This window comes from Nocardioides sp. S5-5 (genome assembly GCF_054954065.1).
Genome location: NZ_CP199913.1, coordinates 1,821,675 through 1,848,174 on the forward strand (window position 1 = coordinate 1,821,675; position 26,500 = coordinate 1,848,174).

Consider the following 26,500-nt stretch of genomic DNA (forward strand, 5'->3'; position numbering starts at 1 on the left):
CGGGTGACGGATCCCGACTGCCTGTTCTGCAAGATCGTCGCCGGCGACATCCCGGCCGAGATCGTCCACACCGGTGAGCGCACCGTCGCCTTCCGCGACATCAACCCCCAGGCGCCGCTGCACGTCCTCGTCGTGCCGCGCGACCATGAGCCGAACGCCGCCGCCTCCGCCCAGGCCGACGCCGCGATGTTCGCCGAGATCGCCACCACCGCGCGCACCGTCGCCACCGGTGAGGGGTACGACGACTACCGCCTCGTCTTCAACACCGGAGCCGGCGTCGGGCAGACGGTCTTCCACACCCACGGCCACGTGCTCGCCGGTCGGCCGATGGGCTGGCCGCCGGGCTGATCAATCGAGTGGGCGCGGCGCCGCCCTGCCACGTACCATGGAGGGGCCGCATCGTCGTACCTGAAAGGCCGCCCGTCCTCGGGCATCCATGACCGACTCACCCACCTCAGTGACCGCAGCCACCCCGGCTGCCCCCGCCCGCCAGACCGTGGTCGTGCCCAACAGCATCGACATGGTCACCTTGTTCGGGCCGGGCGACGAGCACCTCGGCATCATCGAGAAGCGGTTCGGCGTCACGGTCCACGTCCGGGGCAACCGGATCACGCTGGCCGGCGACGTCCACGAGATCGAGCTGGCCGAGAGGCTGATCGACGAGCTGGTCGCGATCCTGCGCACCGGCCAGGGCATCACCGCCGAGGTCGTCGAGCGCGTCGAGGCGATGCTGCGGGTCCAGACCGCGACGTCCGAGCGCCCCGCCGACATCCTCTCGCTCAACATCCTGAGCAATCGCGGACGCTCGATCCGACCCAAGACGCTCAACCAGAAGCGCTACGTCGAGACCATCGACAAGCACACCATCACCTTCGGCATCGGCCCCGCCGGCACCGGCAAGACCTACCTCGCGATGGCCAAGGCCGTGCAGGCGCTGCAGGCCAAGCAGGTCAACCGGATCATCCTCACCCGCCCGGCGGTCGAGGCCGGCGAGCGGCTCGGCTACCTGCCCGGCACGCTGAGCGAGAAGATCGACCCCTACCTCCGCCCGCTCTACGACGCGCTCCACGACATGCTCGACCCCGAGTCGATCCCCAAGCTGCTCGCGGCCGGGACCATCGAGGTCGCTCCACTGGCGTACATGCGGGGACGAAGCCTGAACGACTCCTTCATCATCCTCGACGAGGCGCAGAACACCACGCCCGAGCAGATGAAGATGTTCCTGACCCGCCTCGGCTTCGGCTCCAAGATCGTGGTGACCGGTGACGTCACCCAGGTCGACCTGCCGTCCGGCACGACCTCGGGCCTGCGGATCGTGGAGGGGATCCTCGACGGCGTCGAGGATCTCGCGTTCGTGCGGCTGACCAGCCACGACGTGGTCCGCCATCAGCTGGTGGCGCGGATCGTGGCGGCGTACGACGACTTCGATGCCAAGAAGCAAGCGCAGAAGGCCGCTAAGAAGGGCGACAGGTGAGCATCGAGATCCTCGACGAGTCCGGCAGTGGGCTCGACGTGAAGCACTTCTCCCAGCTGGCGCGGTTCGTGATGGACCAGATGCGCGTCCACCCGCTCGCCGAGCTGTGCATCAAGGCGGTCGACGAGGACACCATCGCCGAGCTCAACGAGAAGTGGATGGAGAAGCAGGGGCCGACCGACGTGCTCGCCTTCCCCATGGACGAGCTGCGGCCCGGCCTGGTCAACGAGGAGCCCGAGGAGGGCGTCCTCGGCGACCTCGTGCTGTGCCCGGTGGTGGCCGAGCGCCAGGGCGAGGCCGCCGGCCACGGCACCCTCGCCGAGCTCGAGCTGCTCACCACGCACGGCATCCTCCACCTGCTCGGCTACGACCACGCCGAGCCGGAGGAGCACGAGGTCATGTTCGGCCTGCAGGACCAGCTGCTGGCCCAGTGGCGCGCCCAGCCGGCCACGTGATCGCCGACAGTCTGTGGCCGCTGGGAGCAGCGGCCGTCCTGGTGGTGCTGGCGGGGCTGTTCGCGGCGGCGGACGCGGCCCTGGCCGGCTTCTCGCGCGCCCGCGCGCAGGAGATGGTGGGCGAGGGACGCGCGGGAGCCCAGCGCCTCGTCGTCGTCCTCGAGGACGCCCCGCGGCATCTCAACACCGCGCTGCTGCTGCAGCTGCTGTGCGAGATCGCGGCGATCGTCGTCGTCACGCTCTACGTCGACGAGCGCCTCGCCGCCTCCTGGTGGGCGCGGGCGGGCCTTGCTCTCGGCGTGATGCTGGTCGTGTCCTTCGTCGTGATCGGCGTGGCCCCGCGCACCGTCGGCAAGAAGCATGCCGAGACCGTCGCCGTCTGGTGCGCCTGGCCGCTGTCGGCGCTGACCACCGTGCTCGGGCCGATCCCGCGGCTGCTGATCCTGGTCGGCAACGCGATCACGCCCGGCCGCGGCTTCCGGGAGGGCCCGTTCCAGACCGAGACCGAGCTGCGCGAGCTGGTCGACATCGCCGAGGCCACCGAGCTGATCGAGGCCGGCGAGCGCAAGATGATCCACTCCGTCTTCGAGCTCGGCGACACCACCGTGCGCGAGGTGATGGTGCCGCGCGGCGACGTGGTCTACATCGAGTGCCACAAGAACCTGCGCCAGACCATGTCGCTGTTCCTGCGCTCCGGCTTCTCGCGGGTCCCCGTGGTCGGCGAGAACCTCGACGACGTGCGCGGGATGGCCTACCTCAAGGACGTCGTGCGCCGTGACTTCGAGGCCCCCGACGTCGAGCTGACCCAGCGGGTCGAGGAGGTGATGCGACCGGTCGTCTGGGTGCCGGAGTCCAAGCCGGTCGACGACCTGCTCCGCGAGATGCAGCTGCGCCGTCTCCACGTCGCTGTCGTGGTCGACGAGTACGGCGGCACCGCCGGCCTGATCACCATCGAGGACCTGCTCGAGGAGATCGTCGGCGAGATCACCGACGAGTACGACGAGGCCGAGGTCGAGGTCGAGCACCTCGGCGACGGCGGCGACGACCCTCAGGGCAAGGTCCGGGTCTCCTCGCGCTACCCGGTCGACGACCTCGTGGAGATCTTCGGCTTCCCGATCGAGGAGGAGGACGTCGACTCCGTGGGCGGCCTGCTCGCCAAGCGCCTCGGCCGGGTCCCGATCCCCGGCTCGGTGGTCGAGGCGCACGGACTGCGCTTCGAGGCCGAGCACGCCGCCGGTCGCCGCAACAAGATCGGTACCGTGCTGATCTCGCGGGTCCCGCAGGACGAGCTGGTTGTCGACTGACAGGATGCGGGCTGTGTCCCTGCTGCGTCGGGTCGCGGTCCCGCTCCTGCTGTGGGCCGCCGCCACCCTCTACGGCTGGTGGCGTGTCCCGGTGGCCGCCCGGAACCGGATCTGGGCCGAGGACGGTTCGGTCTTCCTCTACGGCAGCCTGTCGGGCGCGTGGCCGTGGCGGCCGTACGACGGCTACCTGCACGTGGTGCCCCGGCTGGTGACCGACGTGGTCGTCGCCGTCGTGCCGCCGGGACGGTGGGACGACGCGATCACCCTCGCCGCGGTCGCGCTGGTCGGGCTGGTGTGCGCGCTGACCTGGCTGCTCGCCGAGGACGTGATCGAGAGCCGGTGGGTGCGGGCGCTGGTCGCGCTCGCGCCCGTCCTGCTGCCGGCCGGAGCCACCGAGGTCCTCGGCAACCTCGCCAACCTGCACGGCTACGGCCTGTGGCTCGGGTTCTGGCTGGTCCTGCACCGCCCGGCGTCGCGTGGCGCCGCCGTGGCGTGGGCCGTGGCCGGCCTGCTCGTGGGGCTGACCGAGGTCGTGGTCGTGCTGCTGGTGCCGCTGATGGTGCTCGGATGGCGCGACCGGCTGCGCTGGATCCCGCGCGCGGGACTGCTGGCGGGCGGTCTCGCCCAGATGCTGGTGACGGTGCTCGACCCGCGTCCCGACAAGGGCGACGCGCCGTTCTCGCTGCCGGGCCTGGTCGTGGGATTCGCCGGCCACACCGGGTCGGCGGCGTGGACCGACAGCGGCCGGCTCGCGGGCCGGCTGGTCGACCTGGCCGGGCCGCTGGGGCTCTTCGTGCTCGTCTTGCCGGCGGTCGTGGCGACCGGTCTCGTCCTGCGTCGCGGTGAGCCGCGCCTGCGCGGCGCCGCCGTCGGGCTGCTGCTGGGAGCCGGTCTGCTGTGGAGCGCCGGCATCGTGGCCAACGGGTACCCGATGGAGTTCGCCGGCCAGAGCGCGGACCAGTGGCGCGCCGGCGGCGTGCTCCGGTACGGCACCATCGCCGGCCTCTTCCTGCTCGCCGCCCTGCTCGTCGCCCTCGACCTGGCCCGGACCCGCGGTCAGCGGCTCGTGGCCGGGGGCGTCGCCGTCGTGGTCCTCGGGGCCGCTCTCCTCGCGGCCCGGCCGGAGTCCGCGGTCCGCGAGCAGGGACCGGCGTGGCCCTCGACCGCCGAGCTGGACGAGCGCTGCGCGGGCACGGCGGGGAAGATCGAGGTCCCGATCGCGCCGATCGGCTGGGCGCTCCGGGTGTCGTGCGAGCGCTAGTAGGCATCTCCGTTGATTCGTCGGGGGTCTGGTTGCGAGGCGGTGGGGTCGTTGAGGTAGAGGCCGCAGGCGGTGTCGAGGGCTTCTTCGGGTGTGCCTGAGGGCCAGCCGTTGGGAAGGGCGGCTTGCTGGTAGTCGTCGTGGCTGGCGCGGTAGATCGCGAAGCCCCAACGGCTGGCCGAGCCGGCGTAGCGCAGCCGGAACAGGGGCAGCCGTTCGCCGTCGGTCAGGGTGGTGTCAACGTAGGCGAACCCGCCTCGGTAGCGGGTGTGAACCTCGGCGATCTGGGGCCACCGTTCCCGGGCGCGGGCCAGGATCTTCTGCCGCATCGAGATCTGGGTCGACTCCGGGATCTTCGCCACCTGCTGATCATCCCTGAGCGGCTTGGAGCAGATCAGCACGGCACGCAGCGGCGTGGCGCCACGGCCGGCGCGACGGGGTACGCCAGAAATGGATATGCCAGTTGCTTCCCCCTACGTCGTGGCCCTGACCGAGTCCGACCGCGAGACGCTCCAGGCTCGGCTGCGGGCCGCGACCACCCCTCAACGCGATGTGCTGCGTGCCCGGATCGTGGTGCCGCCGCGGACGGTGACACGAACGCTCAGACGCCCGCGACCTGGGCGTCCATGTCGACACCGTGCGCAAGTGGCGACGCCGCTACTGCACCGACGGGCTCGATGGTCTGCGAGACCTGCCGCGGCCGGGACGGCCACCGGCCTTCACCGCGATCGAGGTCGCCTCGGTGAAGGCGCTGGCGTGCAGCGAGCCCTCCGACCACGGACTACCGCTGACCCGCTGGTCGACCACCGAGCTGGCAACCCAGGCCAACGCCCAGGGCCTCATCCGGCCCGACCGGCCGGTGAGTGTCTCCACGGTGCGGCGCTGGCTGGCCGTCGATGCGATCAAGCCCTGGCAGCACCGCTCCTGGATCTTCCCTCGCGACCCCGACTTCGCGACCAAGGCCGCCCGGGTTCTCGACCTGTACGCCCGCCGCTGGAACGGCCGCCCACTCGGCGAGAACGAGTACGTGATCAGCGCTGATGAGAAGTCCCAACTACAGGCGCTACGCCGTCGTCACCGCGGACTACCACCGGCACCGGGACGCGCCCGCCGAGTGGAGTTCGAGTACACCCGCGGCGGCACCCTGGCCTACATGGGCGCCTACGACGTCCACCGCGCACGAGTGTTCGGCCAGATCGCCCCCAAGACCGGCATCGAGCCCTTCGCCCAGCTCGTCGAGGAGGTGATGACCACCGAGCCCTACGCATCCGCCAAGCGGGTGTTCTGGGTGGTCGACAACGGCTCCTCCCACAACGGCTGGCGCTCGATCCTGCGAATGGAGGACGCCTGGCCGACCGCGCGACTGATCCACCTGCCCGTGCACGCCTCGTGGCTGAACCAGATCGAGATCTACTTCTCGATCCTGCAACGCAAGGCCATCAGCCCGGTCCACTTCGCCAGCCTCGACGACCTCGCCACCCGGATCCTGGCCTTCCAGAGCCGCTACAACGCCACCGCCGAGCCCTTCGACTGGCGCTACACCCGAGACGACCTCAACAAGCTCCTCACCCGGATCGCGGCATGACCCCCGACGAATCAACAGCGACGACCACTAGCGGCCGGCGTCCTGTCTGAGCCGGGCACCGGTGCGTCTCGCGACGTCGATCCGGGCCGTCCCGGGCGCAGCCGCAGGCCGAGAGCCACGACTATGCGCCGGGAACGATCCGGATGTCGCGCTCGGCGCCGTCGCCGAGAGCGGCGAGCGCCTCCTGGTAGCCCGCGCTGTCGTGGGCGGCGACCGCTGCCTCGACGCTGTCGAACTCGATGACCACCACCCGCTGCTCGAGCCCGGCCTCGTAGACCTGCTCGGGCACGCCCCGGGCCAGGAACCGGCCACCGTGCTCGGCGAGCACCGGGCCGGCCAGGGCGGCGTAGGCCGCCATCTTCTCGTCGTCGTGGATGGCGCGGTAGTTGCTGATCCAGTAGGCAGGCATGGCCCCATCCTGCACCCCTGAGAGGATGGCCCCATGCCCGACCTCTCCGCCGAGGACCACAAGCTCGTCACCCTCGCCCGTGCCACCCGGGCCCGGATCCGCGCCGCCGAGGGTGCCGCCGTCCGCGACACCGACGGCCGCACGTACGCCGCGGCGACCGTCGAGCTGCCCTCGCTCCGGCTGAGCGCCGTCCAGGCCGTCGTCGCGATGGCCGTCGCCTCGGGCTCCACCGGCCTCGACGCGTGCGTCGTGCTCGGCGACGCCCAGCAGCTCACCGAGCCCGACGCCGCCGTGCTCGCCGACTTCGCGGGCGCCTCCGGCGTCGTCGTCCACCTGGGTGACGCCCGCGGCACCATCGCCACCACCGTCACTGCCTGACACAGGGCGAGCTGGGACGGTGAGACTCCCTGCCTGGCGCATGACAGATGTCATGCCCGGGTCGTGACGCCTGCCAGAGGTACCCGGCCCCGCCGCCGACGAGGCTGGGGCCATGACGACGACGACCACGAACCTGCTGGCGGTCCGGCTGGCCGGGGTGACCAAGGACTTCGGCCAGGTGCAGGCCGTCCGGGGGATCGACCTGGAGCTGCACCCCGGTGAGATCGTGGCCTTCCTCGGCCCGAACGGCGCCGGCAAGACCACGACCATCGACCTGGTGCTCGGCCTGAGCCGGCCCACGAGCGGCACCGTCGAGGTCCTCGGTCTGGAGCCGCGCGCGGCGATCGCCCGCGGCCTGGTCTCGGCCGTGATGCAGACCGGCGGCCTGCTCAAGGACCTCACCGTCCGCGAGACCGTGGCTTACACCGCCAGCCTGTTCGCCGACACCCGCCCGGTCGCCGACGTGCTCGAGCGCGCCGGCATCACCGGCATCGCCGAGCGCCGGGTCGGCAAGTGCTCGGGCGGCGAGCAGCAGCGGCTCCGGTTCGCCATGGCGCTGCTCTCCGACCCCGCGCTGCTGCTCCTCGACGAGCCGACGACCGGCATGGACGTCGAGGGCCGCCGCGCGTTCTGGAGCTCGATCCGCGCCGACGCCGCCACCGGCCGCACCGTGCTGTTCGCCACCCACTACCTCGAGGAGGCCGACCAGTACGCCGACCGGATCATCCTCATCAGCAAGGGTCGGGTCGTCGCCGACGGCACCGGCCCGCAGATCCGCGCCCTCGCCTCGGGCCGCACCATCCGCGCCTGGCTCCCGGGCGCCGACGACGCGGCCGTCGCCGCGATCACCGCGCTGGGCGGCGTCGACCACGTCGACGTGCGCGGCGAGTCGGTGAGCATCCACGCCAAGGACAGCGACTCCGTCGCCCGCTACCTGCTGACCGAGACCGGCGCCCGCGACATCGAGATCACCGCCCAGGGCATCGAAGAGGCCTTCCTCAGCCTGACAGGAGACAACTCATGAGCACCGCCACCATCGACCCGACCAGCCGCCGGGTCCCGCCGCTGGGGGGCTTCACCACCACCGTGCTGCGCATCGAGCTGCGCCGCCTGCTGCGCAACCGCCGCACCATCGTCTTCACGCTGCTCTTCCCCGGCGCGATGCTGCTCGCGTTCGGGGGCCAGCAGGGCTGGCAGGACAAGGTCGGCGACGGCAACGTCGCGGCCTACATCCTCGCCTCGATGGCACTCTACGGCTCCGCCCTCACCGCGGCCGCCGGCGGCTCGATGGTCGCCCTCGAGCGTTCTCTCGGCTGGTCGCGCCAGCTGCGTCTCACCCCTCTCCATCCGGTGGCCTACATCCTGATGAAGGCCCTCGTCGCCCTCGTCATGGGCGCTCTTGCCATCGCCGCGGTCAACGTCGTGGGCGCCCTGCAGGGCAAGGCGCAGATGCCGACCCACGTCTGGGTCGAGTGCGCCGTCGTCACCCTCTTCTGCACGCTGACCTTCGCGGCCCTCGGCGTGTTCGTCGGCTACGTGGTCCCCGGCGAGAACGCCATGCAGATCCTCGGGCCCGGCCTCGCCCTCCTCTCGTTCCTCGGTGGTGTCTTCATCCCGCTCGACAACTATGCGGAGGTGGTCCGACACATCGCCTACGGGACCCCGATGTACGGCGTCGCCGAGATCGCCCGCTGGCCGCTGACCCACGAGCTGCCCTGGTACGCCGTCGTCAACGCGGTCGCCTGGTTCGCGATCTTCGTGGCCGGCGCGGCGTGGCGGATGAGCAGGGACACCGCGCGGGTCTGAGCCCGCGCCCGGGGACTAACGTGACGACCGTGGAGACACCGGGCCAGGTCCAGCCGCCCCGCCCGATGGGACGGCTCGGGCCGATGTTCGCGGCCATCTGGCTCGCGTTCCTCCTCGACCCGGTCCGGGCGGCCTGGGCCGACCTGCCCGCGCCCCGTGCCTGGCTCGGGCTGGTCGCGACCCTGGCGTTCGCCGCGACCTACCTCGCCCTGTGGATCGCGATGCGCACCGACCGGGCCCGGCTCGTGCAGGTGCCCCCGCTGCGGACCAGGCTGGCGTGGACGGCCGTGCTGAGCGCTCTGGCGGTGGCGATGGTGGCCGCGCTCGGGCAGGTCGGCACGGCCAGCGTGGTCTACCTCGCCGTCACCGTCGTGATGCTCTTCGCGGCGGTCGTCTTCGTCCCGGTGGTGGCGGCCCTCGCGGCGGCGGTGCTGGTCACGGGCGTCACGGTGCCCGGGTGGGAGCACAGCCCGTGGCTGGCCTTCTCGATCATCGCGGCGTCCCTGGCGGTCTTCGGGGTGCGCTCGATGATGAACCGCAACCTGGAGCTGGTCCGGGCGCACGAGACGAACGCCGAGCTGGCAGCCGAGAGCGAGCGCAACCGCCTGGCCCGGGACCTGCACGACATCCTCGGCCACTCCCTCACCGTCATCACGATCAAGGCCGAGCTCGCGCGCCGGCTGGTCGACGTCGACCTGGAGCGCACCCGCGCCGAGCTCGCCGACCTCGAGCGGCTGAGCCGCGACGCCCTGGCCGACGTACGACGGGCGGTGGAGGGCTATCGCGAGCTGACCCTGCCCGGGGAGCTCGCCCGGGCCCGGACCGCGCTCGAGGCCGCCCAGATCCGGGCGAGCCTGCCCAACAGCACCGACGAGGTGCCCAGCGAGCTGCGCGAGCTCTTCGCGTGGACGGTGCGCGAGGGCGTGACCAACGTGGTCCGGCACTCCGGCGCCCGGAGCTGCGAGGTGCTGCTCACCCCGGACCGCGCGGAGGTGCGCGACGACGGCACCGGGCCGGCCGACGTACCGGTGCGCGGGTCGGGGCTCACGGGGCTCCAGGAGCGGGCCGCCTCCCTGGGCGCCCGGCTGGTGACGACCAGGCTCGACCCCGGCTGGTCGTTGGCGGTGGTCGTCGAGTGAGCATCCGGCTGCTGCTCGCCGACGACCAGGCACTCGTCCGCGGCGCCCTGTCCGCCCTGCTCGGCCTCGAGCCCGACCTCGAGGTGGTGGCCGAGGTCGGCACGGGAGAGGACGCCGTCGCCGCGGCCCGCACGCACACCCCCGACGTCGCGCTGCTCGACGTCGAGATGCCCGGCATGGACGGGATCGCGGCGTGCGCGGCGGTGCGCGCGGCCAGCCCCGGCACCCGGGTCCTCATCGTCACCACGTTCGGCCGGCCCGGCTACCTGCGCCGCGCGCTGCAGGCCGGCGCCTCCGGGTTCGTCGTCAAGGACACGCCGGCGCCGCAGCTCGCGGACGCCGTACGTCGCATCCACCAGGGCCTGCGCGTCGTCGACCCGGGTCTGGCCACCGACTCGCTGCTGACGGGGGAGTCGCCGCTGACGGCGCGGGAGACCGACGTGCTGCGCGCGGCCCGCGACGGCGCCTCCGTGGCGGCGATCGCCGCCGAGCTGTTCCTCTCGGAGGGCACGGTGCGCAACCACCTCTCCGCGGCGATCGGCAAGACCGGCGCGACGAACCGCACCGAGGCCGCCCTCGTGGCCCTCGGAAAGGGCTGGCTGTGAGATGCGTCCTGATGGTTGAGTGAGGTCAACCACCCGCCGATCCCGCTGTCCGCGCACAGGAGTAACGTTCAGAACCATGTCAAACCGCTCTTGGGAGGAGCACGCACAGGCCGTCCAGCGGCTCTCCGACTCCTACGCCGCCATCCCGGCCGGCCAGCCGGTGCGGCTCGCGAAGCGCACCACCAACCTGTTCCGGGCCCGCGCCGCCACCAGCGCGCCGGGTCTCGACGTCAGCGGCCTGGCCGGGGTGATCGAGGTGCTGCCCGACAGCCCCGACGGTCCGGTCGCCGAGGTCCAGGGCATGTGCACCTACGAGGACCTGGTCGACGCGACGCTGCCCCACGGCCTGGTCCCGCACGTCGTCCCGCAGCTGCGCACGATCACCTTGGGCGGCGCGGTCACCGGCCTCGGGATCGAGTCGACCAGCTTCCGGCTGGGGCTGCCCCACGAGTCGGTCCTCGAGATGGACGTGTTCACCGGCAGCGGTCAGGTCGTCACGACGCGCCCCGGCGACGACCTCTTCGATGCCTTCCCCAACTCCTACGGCTCCCTGGGCTACGCGACCCGGCTGCGGATCAAGCTGGCCGCGGTGCCGCCGTACGTCGCCCTGCGCCATGTCCGCTTCGACGACGCCGGCCTGCTCGCCAAGACGATCGCCGAGGTCTCCGCCACCCAGGAACACGACGGCGAGCCGGTCCACGGCCTCGACGGCGTCTCCTTCGGCCCGGGCGAGCACGTCCTCACCCTGGCGCGGTGGACCGACGAGCCGGGCGCGACGTCCGACTACGCCGGGCAGCAGATCTACTACCGCTCGTTGCAGACCTGCGATCGCGACCGGCTCACGTTCCACGACTACCTGTGGCGCTGGGACACCGACTGGTTCTGGTGCTCGGGCGCCTTCGGCGCGCAGAACCCGCGGATCCGCCGGTTCTGGCCGCGCCGCTACCGCCGCTCCGACGTCTACATGCGGATGCTCCACCTCGACCGGCGCTTCGGCATCGCCGACCGCCTCGACCGCCGCGCCGGGCGTCCGCTGCGCGAGCGGGTGGTCCAGGACATCGAGGTCCCGGTCGAGCGGCTCGCCGAGTTCCTCGCGTGGTTCGACGAGGAGATCGGGATGCGGCCGGTCTGGCTGTGCCCGCTCGCGACCACCCGGTCCTGGCCGCTGTACCCGCTCGAGGCGGGCAAGGTCTATGTCAACGTCGGCTTCTGGGGCACCGTCCACGTCGGCCCCGAGGCCGTCGACGGCCCGCGCAACCGGGCGATCGAGGCGAAGGTCCACGAGCTCGGCGGCCACAAGTCGCTCTACTCCGACGCCTACTACGACAAGGCCACCTTCGACGCGCTCTACAACACCGCCGAGCTCGCGGCGGTCAAGCGCGTCCACGATCCCGACGACCGACTGACCACTCTCTACGACAAGGCGGTGAGGAGCCGATGACGGCTCAGCCAGGCAAGGGCATCGCGCCCACGATCGCATCCCTCTTCCCGGGTGGCCTGCCCCTGTGGCTCAAGGCCTACGACGGCTCCTCGGCCGGCGACCTCGACCTGCCCTACGGCGTCGAGCTGGTCAGCGAGCGCGGCCTGTCCTACATCATGACCGCGCCCGGCGACCTCGGCCTGGCTCGCGCGTACGTCGCCGGCGACCTGGTGCTGCACGGCGCCCACCCGGGTGACCCGTACCCCGCCTTCTCGCTGCTCAAGGACCACACCGACTTCGGCATCCCCGGTCCGCTCGAGCTGGTCGGCATCCTGCGCACGCTCGGCCTGAGCCACCTCGTCCCGCCGCCCCCGCCGCCGCAGGAGCACCTGCCCGGGTGGCGCCACCGGCTCGAGGGCCTGCGCGGCCTGACGAGGTGGAGCCGGCACTCGCAGGAGCGCGACGCCGACGCGATCCACCACCACTACGACGTCTCGAACACCTTCTACGAGCACGTCCTCGGTCCGTCGATGACCTACACCTGTGCGGTGTTCCCGACCGAGGACGCCACCCTCGAGGAGGCCCAGGAGCACAAATACGACCTGGTCTGCCGCAAGCTCGACCTGAAGCCGGGCCAGCGCCTGCTCGACATCGGCTGCGGCTGGGGCGGGATGGTGCGGCACGCCGCGAGGCACTACGGCGTCAAGGCGCTCGGCGTGACCCTCTCGCGCGAGCAGGCCACCTGGGCGCAGGAGGAGATCAAGAGGCAGGGCCTCGACGACGTCGCCGAGGTGCGCCACTCCGATTACCGCGACATCGTCGAGGGCGACTTCGACGCGGTCAGCTCGATCGGCCTCACCGAGCACATCGGGGTCGCCAACTACCCGGCGTACTTCTCCTTCATGCACGACAAGCTCAGGCCGCAGGGCCGGATGCTCAACCACTGCATCACCCGCCACGACAACGTCGACCGGCGTACCGGTGCGTTCATCGACCGCTACGTGTTCCCCGACGGAGAGCTCGCCGGCTCGGGCACGATCATCGAGGCGGTCGAGGACGCCGGGCTCGAGGTGCAGCATCACGAGAACTTCCGGGTCCACTACGCCAAGACCCTCGCCGGCTGGTGCCGGAACCTCGCCGACAACTGGGACGCCTGTGTCGCCGAGACCGACGAGGGCACCGCCCGGGTGTGGGGTCTGTACATGGCCGGCTCCCGGATCGCGTTCGAGCGTAACGAGATCCAGCTTCACCACGTGCTGGCGACGAGGAGCGACGACGGGGTCAGCGGGTACCCCCTACGGCACGACTTCGGTGTCTGAGCCGTGCCTCGATAGCCTGGGTGGGTGAGCACCCGCGCCCAGCAGCACGCCGCCACGGTCCGTGACCGTGAGCAGGTGACGCCCCACCTGGTGCGGCTGACCCTCGACGTCCCCGACTTCACCTCGACCGAGATCTCCGACGAGTGGGTGGGCCTGGTCGTGCCCGGCCAGTTCCAGAGCCGCTACTACACGGTGCGTTCGTTCGAGGCCGGGCAGATGGTGCTCGACGTCGTCGTCCACGAGGTCGGGTTGGTGACCGAGTGGGCGTCGGGCGACCCGGTCGGCCAGCAGGTCGTGCTCACCGAGGCGAAGGGCTCCTTCCTGCCTCCCGACGACGCGGCCTGGCTGCTCCTGGTGGGCGATCTCACCGCGCTCCCGGCGATGGCCCGGATCGCCGCCGAGCACGGGGACCGACTCCCGGTGCGGATCCACGCCGAGGTGCCCGCCGACTCGCGGATCGAGGGCTACTTCCCTGAGGGCGTCGAGGTGAGCTGGCTGCCGCTCGGCGACGAGAGTCGGCTCGCGGCGGTGGTCGAGGGGATCGACTGGCCCGCGGGCGAGGGCTACTTCTGGATGGCCGGCGAGTCGGCACAGATGCGCGCCATCCGCAAGCATCTGATGCGGGAACGCAGGCTCCCCAGCACGCACTACGACGTGATGGGCTACTGGCGCTCGGTCGCCAAGCGCCAGCCGCGCGCCGTCGACCCGGGCCCGATCTGGCGGGCCGGCAAGGCCGCCGGGAAGTCCGACGAGGAGATCTGGGCCGACTACGACGCGGCACGGGAGGCACAGGGATGAGCGAGCACGACGACGACTTCGACGAGGACGAGTTCGACGAGGACTTCGGGGCACTGCCGCCGCCGGCCGCGCCGGTCTTCGCGACGGGCGACGTCCCGGAGGGCTACCGCAGCGGCTTCGCCTGCTTCGTCGGGCGCCCCAACGTCGGCAAGTCGACGCTGACCAACGCCCTCGTCGGCCAGAAGATCGTGATCACCTCCGACAAGCCGCAGACCACCCGCACCGTGGTCCGCGGCATCGTGCATCGCCCCGACGGCCAGCTCGTGCTCGTCGACACCCCGGGCCTGCACCGCCCCCGCACCCTGCTCGGCGAGCGCCTCAACGACCTGGTCAAGACCACCTGGGCCGAGGTCGACGTCGTCGCCGTGTGCTTCCCGGCCGACGAGAGGGTCGGGCCCGGTGACAGGTTCCTCGTCACCGAGCTGGCCAAGGTGCGTCGTACCACCAAGATCGCGGTCGCCACCAAGACCGACCTGGTCGCCCCCGACCGGATCGGCGAGCACCTCCTCGACATCGCCGAGCTCGGTCGCGAGACCGGCACCGAGTGGGCGGAGATCGTCCCGGTCTCCTCGGTCTCCGGCAACCAGATCTCGCTCCTGGGCGACCTCCTCGTCGGCCTGATGCCCGAGGGCCCGCCGCTCTACCCCGACGGCGACCTCACCGACGCCCCCGAGGAGATCCTCGCCGCCGAGCTGATCCGCGAGGCCGCCCTCGACGGCGTCCGGGACGAGCTCCCGCACTCCATCGCCGTCGTCGTCGAGGAGATGAGCCTGCGCGAGGGCCGCCCCGACGACAAGCCGCTCCTCGACATCCACGCCAACCTGTACGTCGAGCGCGACTCCCAGAAGGGCATCATGATCGGCAAGAAGGGCGCCCGCCTGCGCCAGGTCGGCACCGCCGCCCGCCAGCAGATCGAGGCGCTGCTCGGCACCCCCGTCTACCTGGACCTGCACGTCAAGATCGCCAAGGACTGGCAGCGCGACCCGCGGCAGCTGCGGAAGCTCGGGTTCTAGCGCGACCCGTCAGAGAGGGGCTCGCTGCGGGGATGATGCGCTGCGTGAGGGACTCACGGTGTTGGTTTGGCTCGCTTCGCTCGCATGTCGGGCGCCCTTTGGCGCGTGATCTTCCTTCGCTGCGCTCGCTTCCTCGCTGGCGCTCGGTCGCTCGCTTCGCTCAGTCCAGATCACGCGGGGCGCCCGACGACATCCAGCTGCACGTGATGCGTGCATGCATCACATGCGGCTGATTCTCGTCGCGCCGCCCGCCGTTTCTGGACGGAGGAGCGAGCGAGGAACGAGCGAGCGGGGGAGGAAGAAACGGCGTTGGCAGGCGGCGCGACATGCCGGAGCGAAGCGACGGCCAAATTACTCAGCCGTCCAGCAACGCCCGAACTTCTGTCCCATCGCCCACTGCTCCTTCGTCGGCCACTCGTAGCCCCACTTGAACGTGAGCGGGTCCTTGGCGACGTCGGCGGCGGCGTCCTCGCACCTGGTCCGGCCGGCGGCCTGCACCTTCTTGGCGCCCGGGTAGTCGGTCTCGTCGAAGGCGACGACGTCGATGGCGCGCCAGGAGTGCTTGGCCGAGCAGCGGACCCGTTCGAAGTCGTCGGCGTCGGGTGCGGCGGTGCCGCACATGGCGTACCTGTCCGGGACATCCTTGGCCAAGGCGCCCTTGAGGTCGCCGTCGAGGTCGGCGAGCCGGGAGGCGCCGTCGAGGAGGACGGCGTCGCAGCGGTACCAGGTGGCGCCGGCGTCGGACTGCTCGACGGTCGGGGTGAACCAGATCGAGCGGATCATGCTCAGCCGCAGCTGGGTGAGCGTGCCGCCGGCGTAGGTCAGCAGCTGGGCGGGGCAGGCGGAGGACACCTGGGACTGGACCCGGTCGGAGTCGACGGCGAGCAGGTGTCCGTCGACGACCGCGTCGATCGTGCCGATGGCGAAGGTGACGCTGGTGTGGGGCTGGGCACAGTCGGTGGCCTCGACCGTGGAGGTGGGAGCGACGGCGGCGTCGTAGGGCAGGGCGTAGCAGGCGCCGGCGGCGGGGCTGGGATCGGGCGTGGCGGCGGTGGTCTGGGTGGTCGGCTCGGCCCGCGGCTCCTTGCCGTCGTCGCCGTCACCGCTGCTGCAGGCGGCGAGTCCGGTCACGGCGAGCAGGGCCGCGGCGAGGACGCTGGTCCGGCGCGGCCAGGGGGTCGGGTTCCGCATCGCCTCGCTCGCTCGCCTCACTCGCTCGTCCTCGCCCAGCACACCGACCGCCGGATCCCGGCCTCCCACTCGGCCTTGTGGAAGAAGGTGAACCCGTACTCGAACTCCGAGGGGTAGTTCAGCCACGCCTTGACCGAGTTGGAGCAGAAGGAGCGGGTGCGGCTCTCCATCACCCGGTCGCCCGGGTAGGTGTCCTCGGGCTGGCCGAGCTTCACGGTCGTGACCGCGCGCCAGTCGTGCTTCTGCGAGCAGGGCACCTTCTCGCCCTCGCCGACCGACGGCCCGCGCGCGCAGCTGAGCCACACGTCCGGGGGCCGTCCGGCGAGCATGCCCTGCGCGGTCTTCGGGAGGGGGCGGTACGACGTGCTCGCGGTGCTGCCGCCCAGCACGTCGCAGCGGTACCACCGTGCGCCCTTGCCCCAGGCCTTCTCCGAGGGCCGGAACCAGGCCCAGCTCAGCGTCGTGCGCAGTACCAGGCTCTCGTCGGCTCCGACGAACTTCGCGAAGGCGGCCGAGCAGGTCCGGTAGGCGAACCGGCCGAGCTCCTTGTCGTCGTAGTCGACGTCGTCGAACTCGGCGGGCAGCTCGCCCGTCGCGAAGGTCTCGGCGGTGTGCTCCTGGGCGCAGGACACGGTGCGGGTGGCGTTCGTCGGGTGGGCGACGTCCTCGGGCGTCAGCGAGCGGCACACGCCGTTCGCGGGGACGGCGAGCGAGTCGACCTGGTCGTCGTCGGTGTTGCTGCCCTGGCTCTGGGTGCCGCACGCGGCGAGGACGGGGGTCAGCAGGGCGAGTGCGAGCAGCGTGACGGCTCGGTGCAGCACTCGGTCCAGCCCCTTCGGTGGTCAGTCGGTCAGGAGTGCCGCGATCGTAGCGCCCAGCGCGTAGGCCGCCTCCAACGCCGCGTCGTCCACATCCCCGAGGACGCCGAGGACGTCGTACCCCTGGCGCCAGCCGAGCGCGCCCACGATCGACTGCACCGACCGCTCCGCGCCGGTGAGGTCGTAGCGCCCGTGCAGCCACAGCCCGTACGGCCGTCCGGCCGTCGCGCCGGCGCCGTCGGCCGGCGCCCCGCTCGGGTCGAGGGCGCCGCCGACGGCGAGGAAGGTGGAGTCGAAGAAGTGCTTGAGCGCGCCGCTCATGTAGCCGAAGTTGGCGGTGGTGCCGAGCACGTACCCGTCGGCTGCCAGCACGTCGTGCGCGCTCGCCGCCAACGCCGCCCGTACGACGACCTCCACCGTCCCGGCCGCCCGCACCTCCTCGTCGCCCGCGCCCGCGACGACCTGCTCGAGCAGGGCCTGCATCGAACGGCTGGGGGAGTGGTGGACGATCAGCAGCCGAGGCATGTCGCCAGCCTAGGCCGGTCGGCTGCTAAGGTGAGCCCATCATGACGCGAGCCCTCCTTCTTAGCGGCCGCAGCGAGGTCTGAAAGCCGGACCCCTCGTTGCGGAGTGAGTTGCGCGCCCGGCGCCCATCTGGAAGCTCTCACCACCCCGAGGAAGTCATGACCAAGCCGAGCGTCACCATCCCGTCCCAGCAGACCAGCGGGATGCCGTACCACCGCTACACCGCCTTCGAGCCCGTCACCGTGCCGGACCGCACCTGGCCGGACCAGAAGATCACTCGCGCCCCCCGGTGGCTCTCCACCGACCTGCGCGACGGCAACCAGGCGCTCATCGACCCGATGAGCCCCTCGCGCAAGCTGACGATGTTCGAGCTCCTGGTGAAGATGGGCTACAAGGAGATCGAGATCGGGTTCCCGGCCGCGAGCCAGACCGACTTCGACTTCGTGCGCCAGCTCGTCGAGGAGGACCGGATCCCCGACGACGTACGCGTGTCCGTGCTGACCCAGGCCCGCGAGGACCTGATCGCGCGCACCGTCGAGTCGCTCCAGGGCGCCGCCAAGGCCACCGTCCACCTCTACAACGCGACCGCGCCGCTGTTCCAGCGGGTCGTCTTCGGCGTCACCGAGGCCGAGTGCATCGCGATCGCGACCCGCGGCACCGAGTGGGTGATGAAGTACGCCGACCAGCTGCTCGCCGACACCGACTTCGGCTACCAGTACAGCCCCGAGATCTTCACCCAGACGCCCACCGACTTCGCGCTCGAGATCAGCGAGCGGGTCTCCGACGTGTGGCAGCCCGAGGCCGGGCGCGAGATCATCCTCAACCTGCCCGCCACGGTCGAGATGTCGACCCCGAACACCTACGCCGACCAGATCGAGTACTTCTCGCGCCGGCTGACCCGCCGCGAGCACTCGATCATCAGCCTGCACCCTCACAACGACCGCGGTACGGCGGTCGCGGCCACCGAGCTCGCGCTGATGGCCGGTGCCGACCGGGTCGAGGGCTGCCTGTTCGGCCACGGCGAGCGCACCGGCAACGTCGACCTGGTGACCCTGGGCATGAACCTGTTCAGCCAGGGCATCGACCCGCAGGTCGACTTCTCCGAGATCGACGAGATCCGCCGCACGGTCGAGTACTGCACCCAGCTGCCCGTCCACCCGCGCCACCCGTGGGCCGGCGACCTGGTCTACACCGCCTTCTCCGGCTCCCACCAGGACGCCATCAAGAAGGGCCTGGAGGACCTGGACCGGATCGCTGCCGAGCAGGGCAAGCCGGTCGGCGAGATCCCGTGGGAGGCGCCGTACCTGCCGATCGACCCCAAGGACGTCGGCCGCACCTACGAGGCCGTCATCCGGGTCAACAGCCAGTCCGGCAAGGGCGGTGTCGCGTACGTCCTCAAGGCCGAGCACAGCCTCGACCTGCCGCGACGCGCGCAGATCGAGTTCAGCCGGGTGATCCAGCAGCACACCGACGCCGAGGGCGGCGAGGTCACGCCGGAGGACATCTGGGCGATCTTCCGCAAGGAGTACCTCGACCGCGAGACGCCCTACAGCCTGGTCGCCTTCTCCTCGACGACCGACCAGGACGGCGACGACCGCCAGGAGGTGCAGCTCCGCGTCCGTGGCGAGGAGCGGACCTTCACCGGCATGGGCAACGGACCGGTGGCCGCGTTCGTCGACGGCATGCGCCAGGCGGGCGCCGACATCCGGGTGCTCGACTACGCCGAGCACGCCCTGTCGTCGGGTGGCGACGCCCTGGCCGCGGCGTACGTCGAGTGCGAGATCGCCGGCGAGATCGTCTGGGGCATCGGGATCCACCACAACATCGTCACCGCCTCGCTGCGGGCGGTGGTCTGCGCCGCCAACCGGGCGCAGGCGATCACGATCCCGTCCTCGGCGGCGGGCGCCTGAGCATGGGTCGCGCCGCGCTGGCCTCCGAACAGGTCGGACAGGTCTTCGTCGAGGGCCGGCGCGGCCGCGACCGCCTCGAGTTCACCGAGTACGGGGCGGGCGACGCCTGGGTCGTCCTCCTCCCGCCGCTGTTGGTGCCGCGGCGGGTGCATGACCGCACCGCCCGGATGCTCGCCTCCCACGGCCTGCACGTGCTCGTGCTCGACCCGCTCGGCCACGGCCGCTCCGACCGCCCGGCCGACCCGCTGTCCTACTCGGTGCCCGCGTTCGCCGACCAGGTGGTCGCCCTGCTCGACCACGTCGGCGCGGCCCGGGCCGTCGTGGGCGGCAGCTCGATCGGTGCGAACGTCGCCCTCGAGGTCGCCGTCCGCGCTCCCGAGCGGGTCGCCGGGCTGCTGCTCGACGGCCCGGTGCTCGAGAACGCCCTCGGCGCACAGCTCGCCCTGCTCACCCCGGTCCTCACCACGGCCCGGTTCGCGCCGTTCGCCCTCACCGCGCTGCGCCTGGCCACCCGCCCGCTCCCGCGCCGGCTCGCTCCCGAGTGGGTCCGACTCGTCCTGGAGACCCTCGACGCCCGCCCCGGAGCCGTGGCCGCCCTCGTCCACGGTGTGCTCTTCGGCCGGTTCGCTCCGTCGTCGGCCGAGCGTGCCGTGCTGGGCGTGCCCACGCTGGTCCTCGCCCGCACCGCCGATCCCTTCCATCCGGTCGGCGATGCCGAGAGGGTGGCCGAGGAGATCGCCGGCGCCGTGCTCGAGCGGACGGAGGCGCCACTGGAGTGGCGGCGGCGTCCCGAGCGGCTCGACCTCGTGGTCACCCGGTTCGTGCTCGAGTGTGTGCGCCCGGCGCGGCGAGGGCGTCGTACCCGGTCGTCCTGACCCGGCCGCGGATGGGAACGACCTGCGGGCCGGCGCCGGGGTGGCGCCGGGCTTTCGGCCGCCCGAGGCCGCACAATGGAGCGGTGCCGCTCTACCGTGACGACGCGATCGTCCTGCGCACCCGCAAGCTGGGTGAGGCGGACCGCATCGTCACGTTGCTGACCCGCGAGCACGGCGTGGTCCGGGCGGTGGCCAAGGGCGTGCGTCGTACGACGTCGCGGTGGGGCTCGCGTCTCGAGCCGTTCACCCACGTCGACCTCCAGCTCGCCGAGGGGCGCAACCTCGACACGATCACCCAGGCCGAGACCCGGGCCGCGTACGCCGCCCCGCTGGGCGCCGACTACGAGCGCTACACGGCCGGGACCGCGATGCTCGAGACCGCCGAGCGGCTCGTCGTCGAGGAGCGCGAGCCCGCGCGCCGGCAGTTCGCGCTGCTGCTCGGTGGACTGAACGCGATGGCGGCGGGTGCGCGCAACCAGTGCCACGTGCTCGACTCCTACCTGCTGCGAGCCCTGGCTATCGCCGGCTACGCCCCCACCTTCGTCGACTGCGCCCACTGCGGCCGCCCGCCCGTCACCGCGACCGGTGAGCTCGGCCACCACCGCTGGTTCAACCCGTCGATGGGTGGGGTGCTCTGCTCGACCTGCCGGATCCCCGGCTCCGCCACCCCCGCCCCCGAGACGCTCACCCTGCTCGGCGGTCTGCTCGCCGGCGACTGGTCGGTCATCGAGGCCGCCGATCCCCGGCATGTCCGCGAGGCCAGCGGACTGGTCGCGGCGTTCGTGCAGTGGCAGTTGGAGCGGGGGCTCCGGTCGCTGGCCTACGTCGAGCGCTGACGTGGTGCTCTTCGGGGGTGGGCCGGTGACAGGTTTCTCAAGGGATGCAGCGATCCCGACGCTTCCCCGTTCAAATTTGAACGGGGAAGCGTCGGTTCTCCTGCATCCCTTGAGAAACCCCACCCCGGGCACTGAGAGACTGCTCCCGTGACCCGCTCGACCCGTCGTACCCGTGCCGCCGCGGCAGCCGCCGCCACCCGTGGCCCGGTCCGTCCGCCGACGCCCCACCCGTCGGGTGCCCGGCCGCCCGCCGTACCCGCCGAGCTGGTGCCGCACCACGTCGCGGTCGTGATGGACGGCAACGGCCGGTGGGCCAAGGAGCGTGGCCTGCCGCGCACGAAGGGGCACGAGGAGGGGGAGTCGAGCCTGTTCGACGTGGTCGAGGGCGCGATCGAGATCGGTGTGAAGGCGATCTCGGCGTACGCCTTCTCCACCGAGAACTGGTCGCGCAGCCCCGAGGAGGTCACGTTCTTGATGGGCTTCAACCGCGACGTGATCCGCCGCCGCCGGGACGAGATGCACGAGCTCGGCGTCCGGGTCCGCTGGGCCGGGCGGGCGCCGCGGCTGTGGAAGTCGGTCATCACCGAGCTCCAGGTCGCCGAGGAGCTGACCCGGCACAACGACGTCCTCACGCTCACGATGTGCGTCAACTACGGGGGGCGCTCCGAGCTCGGCGACGCCGCGCGTGGGCTCGCCCGGGATGTGGCCGCCGGCCGGGTCAACCCCGACAAGGTCGACGAGCGCACCCTCGGCCGCTATCTCTACGTCCCCGAGCTCCCCGACGCCGACCTGATCTGGCGTACGTCGGGCGAGCAGCGGCTCTCGAACTTCATGCTCTACCAGGCGGCCTACGCCGAACTCGTCTTCTCCGACGTGCTCTGGCCCGACGTCGACCGCCGTCACCTGTGGGCGGCGATCGACGAGTACGCCCGCCGGGACCGGCGCTACGGCGGCGCGGAGCCCAACCAGGTCGGCTGAGCACTTCCGTCCCTCTGGTCGGGCGAGGGGGCGTCGATCGTCCACAGGGGCTGCCTGTCCGACCACCGTCCACAGCGTCGCGACGATCGGTTCCGAGACGGTCAGGTACGTCGCCACCGTGGTGTCATGGATCCGCTTCGCGTCATCACCGCACAGTCGGGCTTCTTCACCCGTCAAGAGGCGCTCTCCAGCGGTTGCTCCGAACGTCAGATCGCAGCAGAGGTGCGACGAGGCGGCTGGGTGCGCTTCCGGCACGGTTGCTACGCGTTCGCCGGTGAGTGGGCGGCGCTGGACCCGGTCGGTCGCCATCGGGTGCGATGCAACGCGGTCCTTCGCTCACTGGGAGACAACGTCGCCCTGAGCCATGTGTCGGGCGCGGTCCGGCACGGGATCGACGTGTGGGGCCTGGACCTGGACCGTGTACACGTCACCAGACTCGACGGCGGGCCGGGACGGATCGAGGGCGATGTCATCCATCACGAGGGCCTTGTCTGCGACAGCGATCTGGAGACGGTCGAGGGGCAGCGGGTCTTGACGGCTGCTCGTTGCGTTCTCGAGGCGGGGTCGCGTGTCACCAGCGAGGTCGCCTTCTGCCTGATCGAGTCGGGACTGCGGGCGGCGGCGTACTCACCGGAGGACGTCGCCGCGTCCTTCTCGCTGCTGCGGTACTGGCCGTTCATGCAGCACCTTCACGTTCCGGTCCGGATGGCCGATCCCAGGTCGGGATCCGTCGGCGAGTCCCGCGGCATCTGGACGTTCTTCACCGTCGGGATCCCCGCGCCCGACCGGCAGCGCGCGGTGCATGACGCCCAGGGTGACCTCGTCGGTACCACGGACTGGTGGTGGGACCGCTTCGACACCTTCGGCGAGTTCGACGGCGAGTTCAAGTACGGGCGGCTCCTGCGTCCCGGGCAGCAGCCGGGTGAGGTCGTGTTCGGGGAGAAGGTTCGTGAGGACCAGATCCGCGAGGCGACCGGCGCGAAGGCGTTCCGGTTGATCTGGCGAGACTACGATCGCCCCGGCAACATCCGTGCTCGGTTCGACCGGCTCGTCGGCCGCGTTGCCTGATGGGTGAACGGCGCCGGGCCGGCGTCGGCTGCAGGTTTCTCAAGGGATGCAGCGATGTCGCCGCTTCCCAGTTCAAATACGAACGGGGAAGCGGCGGTTCTCCTGCATACCTTGAGAAACCTGCACCCGCTGGACCCCGCTTGCGCCAGGTGGCTAATGCTCGTCGTAGTGCCCGCCGTGGACCGCGTGCCGGTGCCCGTCGTGGACGTAGTCGACGTGGTCGTCGTGAGGAACCGCGAGGTGTCCGCAACCGGGGCCGTGGGCATGCGGGTGCTCGCCGCACGCCTCGTGTGAGGGGGCGGCCTGGCCGGAGGCGAACGGCTCGCGCAGCCGGGCCCGGTGCCGCTGCCAGATGCCGATCGGCCAGGCGACGGTGTAGCAGGCGAGAGCGAGCAGCACGATCGTCGGCCCGGGCGCGACATTGACCTGGTACGACGCGAAGGTGGCTGCGACGAGGCCGCCGACGGAGGCGAGGGTGCCGAGCACCATGGCCGCGCCGATGGTGGTGCGGAAGGACCGGGTCAGCTGCTGGGCCGTGGCGACGGGGACGACCATCAGCGCGGAGACGAGCAGCAGGCCGACGGTGCGCATCGCGACGGTGACGGACACCGCGGCGAGCACGGCGACGAGCACGTTGTAGACACGCACCCGCAGCCCGGCGACCCGGGCGAACTCCTGGTCCTGGGCGACGGCGAACAGCTGGGGGGCCAGGCCGAGGCAGAGGCCGACGACGGCGACGGCGAGCACCAGCGTGACCAGGACGTCGCCGGGCGAGATGGTGGTCAGCGAGCCGAAGAGGTAGCGGTTCAGTGCGGCCGCGCTCTGCCCGGCGAGGCCGCTGATGAAGATGCCGCCGGCGAGACCGCCGTAGAACAGCAGCGCCAGGGCGACGTCGCCGTTGATCTGGCCGCGCTCGCGGATCACCTCGATCAGCACCGCCCCGAGCACGGCGACCAGGACCGCCGTCCACAGCGGCGACGCGCCCGTCGCCAGGCCGAGGGCGACGCCGGTGACGGCGACGTGGCCGATCCCGTCGCCCATCAGCGCGAGTCGGCGCTGGACGAGGAAGGTGCCGATCGCCGGCGCGGCCAGGCCGGTGAGCAGCGCGGCGATGAGGGCGCGCTGCATGAACGGCTGGCTGAACAGCTCGACGGCGTTCACAGGCGATCTCCCGGCAGGTGCGACTCGGTCCCCAGGGGCGTCGACGGGTGGGGGACGGGGTCGTGATGGTGGTGGTGCGTGTGCGGCTCGGCGAACCAGGGCTGATGCACCTCGTGGTCGCGCAGCGGGGCGCCGTCGTAGGCCACCCGTCCGTCGCGCAGGACGACGGCCCGGTCGACGAGCGGCGCCAGCGGCCCGAGCTCGTGGGCGACGAGCACGATGGTCGCGCCGCGCTCCTTGAGCCGGCCGAGGGTGTCGGCGAGCACCTGCTGGTTGGGCAGGTCGACGCCGGCGGTGGGCTCGTCGAGGAAGAACAGCTCCGGCTCGCCGGCCAGCGCCCGGGCGATGAGCACCCGCTGCTGCTGACCGCCGGACAGGTTGGTCACGGCGTCGCGGCGGCGGTCGGCGAGCCCGACGACCTCCAGCGCGTCGTCGATGGCCGCGCGGTCCGCCTTCGACAGCGGCCGCAGCAGCCGGCGCCGGGTGAGCCGGCCGGCGGCGACCACCTCCCACACGGAGGCCGGGACGCCCGAGCCGGCGGTGGCGCGCTGGGGGACGTACCCGATCCGGCTCCACGCGTCGTACGCGTCGAGCGGCGTGCCGAACAGCCGCACCTCGCCGTCGATGAGCGCTCGGAGTCCCACCATCGCCCGCACCAGGGTGGACTTGCCCGAGCCGTTGGCGCCCATCAGCGCCACGAAGTCACCCGGTACGACGGCCACGTCGATGCCGCGCAGCACCGGCCGCCCGCCCAGGGCGACGCTCGCGTTGCGGACCTCGACCGCGGGCGTGGCGCTCATCGACAGCCGTTGGCGGAGCGGAGCGTGGCCAGGTTGGCCTGCATGAGTGAGAGGTAGTCCTCGTCGGCGGTGGCGTCGGTGAGGCCCTCCACCGGGTCGAGCACCCCGTTGGTCAGGCCGAGGTCGTGGGCGAAGCTCTCGCCGAGTGCCGGCTTGAGCGGCTCGCTGAACACCGTGGTGATGCCTTCCGTCTTGATGAGCTCCTGCAGCTCCCCGAGGACCGCGCCGGTCGGCTCGGCGTCGGGGGACAGGCCCACGATCGAGGCGACGTGCAGGCCGTACTTCTCCAGGTAGCCGAACGCGTCGTGGGACACCACGATGGTGTCACGCTCACAGTCGGCCAGACCAGCGGTGTAGGACTCGTCGAGCTTGGTCAGGTCCTGGCGCAGCGCCTTCGCGTTGGCGCGGTAGTCCTCGGCGTGGTCCGCGTCGACGTCGGCGAGGGCGTCGGCGAGGGCCTCGGCCAGGTCGGCGACCCGCAGCGGGTCCTGCCAGAAGTGCGGGTCGAGGTCGCCGTGGTCGTGCTCCTCCTCCGAGCCCTCCTCGGCGTGCTCCTCGTGATCGGCGTGCTCGTCGGCGTGCTCCTCGAACGGCACCGGGTCGACCACCTTCGTGGCGTCCAGCGTCGCGCCGGTCGCGTTCTGCTCGACCGCGTCGTCGACGGCCGGCTGGAAGCCCGACTCGTAGACGACCAGGTCCGCGTCGGCGAGGTCGGCCGTCTCCTTGATGGTCAGCTCGAGGTCGTGCGGCTCGGTGCCGGGCCGGGTGAGCAACTCCACCCGGGCGCCGGTGCCGTCGGCGACCCGCTCGGCGACGTACGCCAGTGGGTAGAAGGCCGCCGCCACGGTCACCTCGCCGTCGCTTCCGGTGTCGTCGCTGAACGCCGAGCAGCCCGCGAGGAGCGGGGCGGCGAGGGAGAGGGCGGACAGCGTGACGAGACCGGAGAACAAGCGCATGAGAATCATTCTCAACAAACTCGTCGGTCCGGTCAAGTCGGCGCCCTGCGTAGAGTGCGGTCGTGCTCGTCGTGAACCGCTTCCGCGCAGGGGAGGACCCGGCCGGTCTCCGGGCCGACCTCGAGCGCGTCCACGCGCTGCTGGCCGCCCAGGCCGGGTACGTCGACGGCTGGCTCGGCCGCAACCTCGACGAGCCGGACCTGTGGACGCTGACCACGCGCTGGGCCCACGTCGGCGCGTACCGTCGCGCCCTGTCGACGTACGACCTCAAGCTGCACGGCGTGCCGGTGCTCAGCCGGGCGATCGACGAGCCCGGCGCGTACGAGGTGGTGGAGCCCGGCGGAGTGCTCAATGTGGTGGAGCCTCGCGTAACCTAGGGGCTTCGCTCCGCGCGACCCTCACACACCCGCCCGACA

The 26,500-nt window shown here is 71.7% G+C and carries 29 protein-coding genes; 21 read left to right on the plus strand and 8 right to left on the minus strand.

Going from position 1 to position 26,500, the window contains the following annotated elements; translation table 11 throughout:
• Window positions 1–3 precede the first annotated feature (3 nt).
• The 5 genes from ACUP6Y_RS08595 (at window position 4) to ACUP6Y_RS08615 (ending at window position 4,494) form a co-directional block, all read left to right on the plus strand.
• Entirely contained in the window at window positions 4–348 is a 345-nt protein-coding gene (locus ACUP6Y_RS08595; RefSeq protein WP_462555397.1) for an HIT domain-containing protein, read from the plus strand.
• An 88-nt stretch (window positions 349–436) separates the two neighbouring features.
• Window positions 437–1,474, plus strand: a complete 1,038-nt coding sequence (locus ACUP6Y_RS08600) for a PhoH family protein (RefSeq protein WP_462555398.1) — start codon at window positions 437–439, stop codon at window positions 1,472–1,474.
• Window positions 1,471–1,929 (plus strand): rRNA maturation RNase YbeY, encoded by a 459-nt coding sequence (ybeY, locus tag ACUP6Y_RS08605; RefSeq protein WP_462555399.1) that lies wholly within the window; start codon window positions 1,471–1,473, stop codon window positions 1,927–1,929. The genes ACUP6Y_RS08600 and ybeY overlap by 4 nt, the downstream gene beginning before the upstream one ends.
• Entirely contained in the window at window positions 1,926–3,233 is a 1,308-nt protein-coding gene (locus ACUP6Y_RS08610; RefSeq protein ID WP_462555401.1) for a hemolysin family protein, read from the plus strand. The genes ybeY and ACUP6Y_RS08610 overlap by 4 nt, the downstream gene beginning before the upstream one ends.
• Window positions 3,234–3,246: 13 nt before the next feature.
• Entirely contained in the window at window positions 3,247–4,494 is a 1,248-nt protein-coding gene (locus ACUP6Y_RS08615; protein WP_462555403.1) for a hypothetical protein, read from the plus strand.
• On the opposite strand, the gene ACUP6Y_RS08620 is transcribed toward ACUP6Y_RS08615, so the two are convergent.
• On the minus strand, window positions 4,491–4,856 hold the full coding sequence (locus ACUP6Y_RS08620; RefSeq protein ID WP_462555404.1) for a hypothetical protein: 366 nt from the start codon (window positions 4,854–4,856) through the stop codon (window positions 4,491–4,493). The genes ACUP6Y_RS08615 and ACUP6Y_RS08620 overlap by 4 nt on opposite strands.
• A gap of 254 nt (window positions 4,857–5,110) precedes the next feature.
• On the opposite strand from ACUP6Y_RS08620, the gene ACUP6Y_RS08625 reads away from it, so the two are divergent.
• The gene (locus tag ACUP6Y_RS08625; RefSeq protein ID WP_462556669.1) at window positions 5,111–6,079 is read left to right on the plus strand and encodes an IS630 family transposase; all 969 of its coding nucleotides are present in this window, start codon (window positions 5,111–5,113) and stop codon (window positions 6,077–6,079) included.
• 121 nt (window positions 6,080–6,200) lie between these two features.
• Here ACUP6Y_RS08625 and ACUP6Y_RS08630 read toward each other — a convergent pair whose 3' ends face one another.
• Complete coding sequence (locus ACUP6Y_RS08630; protein ID WP_462555406.1) at window positions 6,201–6,488, minus strand: DUF1330 domain-containing protein; 288 nt, start codon at window positions 6,486–6,488, stop codon at window positions 6,201–6,203.
• 33 nt (window positions 6,489–6,521) lie between these two features.
• On the opposite strand from ACUP6Y_RS08630, the gene ACUP6Y_RS08635 reads away from it, so the two are divergent.
• From ACUP6Y_RS08635 to era, 9 genes are all read left to right on the plus strand, one after another.
• On the plus strand, window positions 6,522–6,866 hold the full coding sequence (locus ACUP6Y_RS08635) for a cytidine deaminase (protein ID WP_462555407.1): 345 nt from the start codon (window positions 6,522–6,524) through the stop codon (window positions 6,864–6,866).
• Between the two features lie 112 nt (window positions 6,867–6,978).
• The gene (locus ACUP6Y_RS08640; RefSeq protein WP_462555408.1) at window positions 6,979–7,890 is read left to right on the plus strand and encodes an ABC transporter ATP-binding protein; all 912 of its coding nucleotides are present in this window, start codon (window positions 6,979–6,981) and stop codon (window positions 7,888–7,890) included.
• The gene (locus tag ACUP6Y_RS08645) at window positions 7,887–8,672 is read left to right on the plus strand and encodes an ABC transporter permease (protein WP_462555409.1); all 786 of its coding nucleotides are present in this window, start codon (window positions 7,887–7,889) and stop codon (window positions 8,670–8,672) included. The genes ACUP6Y_RS08640 and ACUP6Y_RS08645 overlap by 4 nt, the downstream gene beginning before the upstream one ends.
• 29 nt (window positions 8,673–8,701) lie before the next feature.
• Window positions 8,702–9,811 (plus strand): sensor histidine kinase, encoded by a 1,110-nt coding sequence (locus tag ACUP6Y_RS08650; RefSeq protein WP_462555410.1) that lies wholly within the window; start codon window positions 8,702–8,704, stop codon window positions 9,809–9,811.
• Window positions 9,808–10,416, plus strand: a complete 609-nt coding sequence (locus ACUP6Y_RS08655) for a response regulator transcription factor (protein ID WP_462555411.1) — start codon at window positions 9,808–9,810, stop codon at window positions 10,414–10,416. Before ACUP6Y_RS08650 ends, ACUP6Y_RS08655 begins: the two co-directional genes overlap by 4 nt.
• A gap of 76 nt (window positions 10,417–10,492) precedes the next feature.
• On the plus strand, window positions 10,493–11,857 hold the full coding sequence (locus tag ACUP6Y_RS08660; protein WP_462555412.1) for an FAD-binding oxidoreductase: 1,365 nt from the start codon (window positions 10,493–10,495) through the stop codon (window positions 11,855–11,857).
• Complete coding sequence (locus tag ACUP6Y_RS08665) at window positions 11,854–13,155, plus strand: class I SAM-dependent methyltransferase (protein ID WP_462555414.1); 1,302 nt, start codon at window positions 11,854–11,856, stop codon at window positions 13,153–13,155. The genes ACUP6Y_RS08660 and ACUP6Y_RS08665 overlap by 4 nt, the downstream gene beginning before the upstream one ends.
• Before the next feature lie 24 nt (window positions 13,156–13,179).
• Window positions 13,180–13,953, plus strand: coding sequence for a siderophore-interacting protein (locus tag ACUP6Y_RS08670; RefSeq protein ID WP_462555415.1), 774 nt, complete (start codon window positions 13,180–13,182; stop codon window positions 13,951–13,953).
• Window positions 13,950–14,966, plus strand: coding sequence for a GTPase Era (gene era, locus ACUP6Y_RS08675; RefSeq protein ID WP_462555416.1), 1,017 nt, complete (start codon window positions 13,950–13,952; stop codon window positions 14,964–14,966). Before ACUP6Y_RS08670 ends, era begins: the two co-directional genes overlap by 4 nt.
• A gap of 351 nt (window positions 14,967–15,317) precedes the next feature.
• On the opposite strand, the gene ACUP6Y_RS08680 is transcribed toward era, so the two are convergent.
• Genes ACUP6Y_RS08680 through ACUP6Y_RS08690 form a run of 3 tightly spaced genes read right to left on the minus strand, consistent with a single transcriptional unit; the run spans window position 15,318 to window position 17,500 of the window.
• Window positions 15,318–16,178, minus strand: coding sequence for a septum formation family protein (locus ACUP6Y_RS08680; protein ID WP_462555417.1), 861 nt, complete (start codon window positions 16,176–16,178; stop codon window positions 15,318–15,320).
• The gene (locus ACUP6Y_RS08685; RefSeq protein WP_462555419.1) at window positions 16,175–16,978 is read right to left on the minus strand and encodes a septum formation family protein; all 804 of its coding nucleotides are present in this window, start codon (window positions 16,976–16,978) and stop codon (window positions 16,175–16,177) included. The genes ACUP6Y_RS08680 and ACUP6Y_RS08685 overlap by 4 nt, the downstream gene beginning before the upstream one ends.
• Window positions 16,979–16,999: 21 nt before the next feature.
• Window positions 17,000–17,500, minus strand: coding sequence for a flavodoxin family protein (locus tag ACUP6Y_RS08690; protein ID WP_462555420.1), 501 nt, complete (start codon window positions 17,498–17,500; stop codon window positions 17,000–17,002).
• Window positions 17,501–17,658: 158 nt separating this feature from the next.
• Here ACUP6Y_RS08690 and leuA point away from each other — a divergent pair, with 158 nt between their 5' ends.
• The 5 genes from leuA (at window position 17,659) to ACUP6Y_RS08715 (ending at window position 23,167) form a co-directional block, all read left to right on the plus strand.
• Window positions 17,659–19,410, plus strand: a complete 1,752-nt coding sequence (gene leuA, locus ACUP6Y_RS08695; RefSeq protein WP_462555421.1) for a 2-isopropylmalate synthase — start codon at window positions 17,659–17,661, stop codon at window positions 19,408–19,410.
• Between the two features lie 2 nt (window positions 19,411–19,412).
• Window positions 19,413–20,285, plus strand: coding sequence for an alpha/beta fold hydrolase (locus tag ACUP6Y_RS08700; RefSeq protein WP_462555423.1), 873 nt, complete (start codon window positions 19,413–19,415; stop codon window positions 20,283–20,285).
• Window positions 20,286–20,368: 83 nt separating this feature from the next.
• Window positions 20,369–21,121: a DNA repair protein RecO gene (gene recO, locus ACUP6Y_RS08705; protein WP_462555424.1), complete on the plus strand. Its 753-nt coding sequence runs from the start codon at window positions 20,369–20,371 to the stop codon at window positions 21,119–21,121.
• Between the two features lie 147 nt (window positions 21,122–21,268).
• Window positions 21,269–22,099, plus strand: coding sequence for an isoprenyl transferase (locus ACUP6Y_RS08710; protein WP_462555425.1), 831 nt, complete (start codon window positions 21,269–21,271; stop codon window positions 22,097–22,099).
• Between the two features lie 126 nt (window positions 22,100–22,225).
• On the plus strand, window positions 22,226–23,167 hold the full coding sequence (locus tag ACUP6Y_RS08715; protein WP_462555426.1) for a type IV toxin-antitoxin system AbiEi family antitoxin domain-containing protein: 942 nt from the start codon (window positions 22,226–22,228) through the stop codon (window positions 23,165–23,167).
• A 153-nt stretch (window positions 23,168–23,320) separates the two neighbouring features.
• On the opposite strand, the gene ACUP6Y_RS08720 is transcribed toward ACUP6Y_RS08715, so the two are convergent.
• From ACUP6Y_RS08720 to ACUP6Y_RS08730, 3 genes are read right to left on the minus strand one after another with little or no spacing between them, the layout of a single operon-like run.
• On the minus strand, window positions 23,321–24,328 hold the full coding sequence (locus ACUP6Y_RS08720) for a metal ABC transporter permease (RefSeq protein ID WP_462555427.1): 1,008 nt from the start codon (window positions 24,326–24,328) through the stop codon (window positions 23,321–23,323).
• Complete coding sequence (locus ACUP6Y_RS08725) at window positions 24,325–25,128, minus strand: metal ABC transporter ATP-binding protein (protein WP_462555428.1); 804 nt, start codon at window positions 25,126–25,128, stop codon at window positions 24,325–24,327. Before ACUP6Y_RS08725 ends, ACUP6Y_RS08720 begins: the two co-directional genes overlap by 4 nt.
• Window positions 25,125–26,084 carry a metal ABC transporter substrate-binding protein gene (locus ACUP6Y_RS08730; RefSeq protein WP_462555429.1) on the minus strand — a complete coding sequence of 320 codons (960 nt, stop codon included), beginning with the start codon at window positions 26,082–26,084 and terminating at the stop codon, window positions 25,125–25,127. Before ACUP6Y_RS08730 ends, ACUP6Y_RS08725 begins: the two co-directional genes overlap by 4 nt.
• A 62-nt stretch (window positions 26,085–26,146) precedes the next feature.
• Here ACUP6Y_RS08730 and ACUP6Y_RS08735 point away from each other — a divergent pair, with 62 nt between their 5' ends.
• Complete coding sequence (locus ACUP6Y_RS08735; RefSeq protein WP_462555430.1) at window positions 26,147–26,461, plus strand: antibiotic biosynthesis monooxygenase family protein; 315 nt, start codon at window positions 26,147–26,149, stop codon at window positions 26,459–26,461.
• The last annotated feature ends 39 nt before the right edge of the window (window positions 26,462–26,500 follow it).